This window comes from Aliidiomarina sp. (assembly GCF_047920995.1).
Lineage (GTDB): Bacteria > Pseudomonadota > Gammaproteobacteria > Enterobacterales > Alteromonadaceae > Aliidiomarina.
In genome coordinates this window covers 1-4,105 of record NZ_JBLRWZ010000063.1, presented here as the reverse complement: position 1 = coordinate 4,105, position 4,105 = coordinate 1, and the positions used below count along the sequence as shown (strand labels likewise).

Here is a 4,105-nt window from a genome sequence, read left to right as displayed (position 1 = left end):
GCTACCACCTTTTAAATTAAACCTGGTGGTAGCTTATGGATTTAAACTATGGCTGAATAGGTGTGGTTTCAGTGACGCTCACGCCATGCCCACTGCTGCTCAGTCAGTGTGATGGTGCTGCCTGGCATCTTGCGCGGCCATTTGAATTTGGCTTTCTCAAGGCGCTTGTACCACAGGCAAAAACCGGTTTTGTCCCAGTACAACACTTTCAGTTTATCGCGCTGGCGATTGCAAAAGATAAACAGTGCGCCACTGAAAGGTGAGAGCGCCATCTCGCTCTCCACTATGGCACTGAGACCATTGATACTTTTACGAAAATCAACCGGCGCTTTGTGTAAATAGATAGCCGGCGGCTCAACGAACATTTTCATGCGCTGAGCTCTTTGACCAGTTGCACGACCCAGCGCGGTGAAACCGACAACGGCAATACCAACTCGGTTTGGCCAATACGAAGTTGCAGCGTCTGTTGCGAAGTTACCGACTGCGGCACCGCCAAGGCAAAACCCGTGTCGTTATCTTCAGCTTCGCGTTGCAGCTCTGAACGCCGCTGACTAAAATACGCAGGATTAATGCCTCGCGGCTCGCAGAAATCTTTCTGGCTGAGATTGCTTTGTTCAAATTCAGCTATCAGCACTCGCCATTGCTCGCGCGTGCGATGTAATCGACTCATCGTGCTACCACCTTTTAAATTAAACCTGGTGGTAGCTTATGGATTTAAACTATGGCTGAATAGGTGTGGTTTCAGTGACGTGTATTTTTGCGCGAGCATATTTGGCCTGCCATACGGTTTTACCATGGCGATCTACACCGTGGACGTGAAAAACTGACTTGGCAATATCGACTCCAACGCGGATAATATTCATCTGGGCTTCTCCTCATCTCAGTGATGTTTGACCCACTCACCATTTTGGCACATTGATGCCGGTAGGGTGAGGAGGAGTCCATCCCATTGCTTACGTTTGTATAGCCAGCAAGGCCGATTAATCAGCACGATTCACAATGGTGCGATAACCGATTATATTTACTTAGGCAACCAAATGGGGGGTGACGTCAAAGCCAACAAGGTATTGAGTTAGGTGCGACGAAGGTTTGGGTAATGGCATTATAGCCAGAAGGTTGACATAGGTTCGTGAGTTGTTAGTGTGATCATACACACGAAGATTAATTCTGTGGTTTATACAACACGAAATATAGGGATGTATATATTAAAAAATGATTACCTTAAATTTGACAATGTTGGCCTTACTTTTCTCATTTTCTGCGTTTGCCGACACTACAAAAGAATTACGCAGCTGCTTTAATTGCACTTCAATAGAAATTGTTAATGATGCGAGTGTCCGGCTCCTTTATGAGGGAAATCTTGAAGAAATTACAGTGATCGATTTACATGACGGAACGGCTAAAACTTACATGAAAATGTGGGTAGAGGATGATCCTCGTCAACCTGACGGCTGGAGGGTTTTTCGAACAGATACACCTAGCCATATTTCTCAAGCGGCGTCTGACATAAGCACAGAGACCAGAGAGGCAATTATAGTAGTCCCAAGTGATGGGATTAATTCTGCGGCAGATTTAATTGATGAAGCAAATGACGACTTTGTGGATAGTTGGGTAAAAAGCCAAGCTCCTATTCAGCTGTGGTTGGCCAACATTGATAGTCGGCTACTTGGACTTGTTATACCTGCAGCCAGAGGTATCGTCCGCCGACTCGAGTTTCCGGATGGGTCAAAAGTATCCATTAGATTCGCGAGTCTAGATAACAAAGAGCAACTCTTCGATATTTATGTGCTTATTGATACCGCTAGAGACGCAGATGGAAATAAAATATTCACTTCAGCTGAGGAATATGAAACTGGAACTTTCCGTTTTGTTACTGAAGACGCTTATGATAGTTTCGTTGGGCGTTTAGCTGGATTTGGAATAATGATTAATTTAACTTGGTCACAAGTAGTTGCTCAAGATGGCGTTGTTAGAATTAGGGATTGTATGCAACATCCTGACGGCTCAATTACTTGTGAGGAAAGCGATACCCCGGATGATTAACACTCCGCCACTTTCCGGTGTATGATTTCTCTACCGGATCTATTTGCAGCCAGACCGAAACTCGGCAATTGTGTGAGCGTTTAGCGCATTCAACGGCATAGGCTTTGTGAACGTAGTTTGTTATCTTATTGCAACATAATAACAACACTTGGAGAGCCACCACTCATGAAATACGCGATTCCGTTACTTACGGCTGCGCTGCTTACTGCTTGCAGCGATGCCCCTGCCCCGGCCGATACTTCTGCAAGTTCCGGCCACAACTTAACCTACCCTGAAACCCGCATGGGCGAAGTGGTGGATACCTATTTTGGTCAGCAAATTCCCGATCCGTATCGTTGGTTGGAAGATGATCGAAGTGAAGAAACGGGTGCTTGGGTGCAAGCGCAGAATGAGCTTACGTTCTCATATTTAGAGCAAATTCCCTATCGGGCAGCTATTCGTGAGCGGTTAGAAGCTTCTTGGAACTTTGAGCGCTTGGGTGCGCCCTTTAAAGAAGGCGATTACACCTATTTTTACCGCAACGATGGTTTGCAAAACCAGTTTGTATTGTATCGCCAAAAAGATGATGGCGAGCCAGAGGTATTTTTAGATCCGAACACCTTTAGCGATGATGGCACTACATCTTTGGCTACGTTGAGTTTTTCGCGCGATGGTAGTTTAGCAGCGTACGCTATTTCCGAAGGTGGTAGTGATTGGCGCAAAATTATTGTGATTGATGCTGAAACCGGCGAGCAAATTGGTGATGTGCTCGAAGATATTAAATTCAGTGGCATTAACTGGGTAGGTAACGAGGGTTTCTATTACTCTAGCTATGATAAGCCAGATGGTAGCCAGCTTTCGGCCATGACCGAGCAACACAAGCTGTATTATCACCAGCTAAATACCCCGCAATCACAAGACGAAGTGGTGTTCGGGGCGGCGCCGGGCGAAGAACATCGCTATGTGGGCGCAAGCGTAACCCGTGATGATCGTTATTTGTTGGTATCGGCTTCGGTATCAACTTCAGGTAACAAGCTGTTTATTAAAGATTTGCAGAACCCAGAAGCGGGCTTCTCGGCGATTGTAGATACACCTGAAAACGATGTGAATTTCCTTACTTCGGATGGCGATAAGTTGTTCTTCCTTACGAATATGGATGCACCAAATCGCCGGGTAGTGATGGCAAATGCGGCGAACCCGCAGCCAGAGCATTGGCAGGAAATTATTCCAGAAACTGAGCATGTACTGCGCGCCAGCACCGGTGCAGGCTTCGTATTCGCAAACTACATTGTGGATGCAGTTGCCAAAGTGCAGCAATACGATTTTTCTGGTGAATTAGTTCGCGAAATTGAGTTGCCAGGTGTTGGCAGCGCGGGCGGTTTTGGTGGCAAGCGAGATGCGGAAGAGCTGTACTTTAGCTTTGCCAATTACATTACCCCGGGCAGCATCTATAAGTTTGATCCAGAAAGCGGTGCAAGTGAGCTGTATAACCGCCCAGAAACGAACTTTGATCCAGCGAACTACACTTCGGAGCAGGTGTTTTATACCTCGAAAGACGGCACGCGCATTCCGATGATCATTAGCTATCGCAATGATGTTCAGCGGGATGGTAGCAACCCAACCATTCTTTACGGTTATGGTGGCTTCAATATTAGCTTAACGCCTTCATTTAGTGTGGCGAATGCGGCATGGATGGATATGGGCGGCATTTATGCAGTAGCCAACATTCGTGGTGGCGGTGAATACGGCAGAGCTTGGCATGATGCGGGCCGCCAGTTAAATCGCCAAAACGTGTTTGATGATTTTATTGCTGCGGGTGAATACCTTATTGCGCAAAACTACACTAGCAGCAATAAGCTGGCGATTCGTGGTGGTTCTAACGGTGGCTTGCTGGTGGCGGCGGTATCTACCCAGCGCCCAGAATTATTCCAAGTAGCGATTCCAGCGGTAGGTGTACTTGATATGCTGCGTTACCACACCTTTACGGCTGGCGCTGGCTGGGCGCATGATTACGGCACTGCGGAACAAAGTGAAGAGATGTTTAGTTATTTGCTGGGTTATTCGCCGGTGCATAATGTGCGTG

Annotated in this window: 5 protein-coding genes; 2 read left to right on the top strand and 3 right to left on the bottom strand. The window is 46.8% G+C overall.

What is annotated here, in order from left to right; translation table 11 throughout:
- Positions 1–68: 68 nt before the first annotated feature.
- Genes tnpB through ACNA7P_RS10960 form a run of 3 tightly spaced genes read right to left on the bottom strand, consistent with a single transcriptional unit; the run spans position 69 to position 863 of the window.
- Positions 69–371, bottom strand: a complete 303-nt coding sequence (gene tnpB, locus ACNA7P_RS10970) for an IS66 family insertion sequence element accessory protein TnpB (protein WP_416258666.1) — start codon at positions 369–371, stop codon at positions 69–71.
- Positions 368–670 (bottom strand): IS66 family insertion sequence element accessory protein TnpA, encoded by a 303-nt coding sequence (gene tnpA, locus ACNA7P_RS10965; protein WP_416258665.1) that lies wholly within the window; start codon positions 668–670, stop codon positions 368–370. The genes tnpB and tnpA overlap by 4 nt, the downstream gene beginning before the upstream one ends.
- A gap of 49 nt (positions 671–719) precedes the next feature.
- Positions 720–863, bottom strand: a complete 144-nt coding sequence (locus tag ACNA7P_RS10960) for a hypothetical protein (RefSeq protein ID WP_416258664.1) — start codon at positions 861–863, stop codon at positions 720–722.
- Positions 864–1,212: 349 nt separating this feature from the next.
- Between ACNA7P_RS10960 and ACNA7P_RS10955 the strand changes: the two genes are divergently transcribed.
- Together ACNA7P_RS10955 and ACNA7P_RS10950 are read left to right on the top strand one after the other, a co-directional pair.
- On the top strand, positions 1,213–2,043 hold the full coding sequence (locus ACNA7P_RS10955) for a hypothetical protein (protein ID WP_416258663.1): 831 nt from the start codon (positions 1,213–1,215) through the stop codon (positions 2,041–2,043).
- 165 nt (positions 2,044–2,208) lie between these two features.
- Positions 2,209–4,105: prolyl oligopeptidase family serine peptidase (locus tag ACNA7P_RS10950; RefSeq protein WP_416258662.1), on the top strand; the 1,897-nt coding region annotated here is incomplete at its 3' end.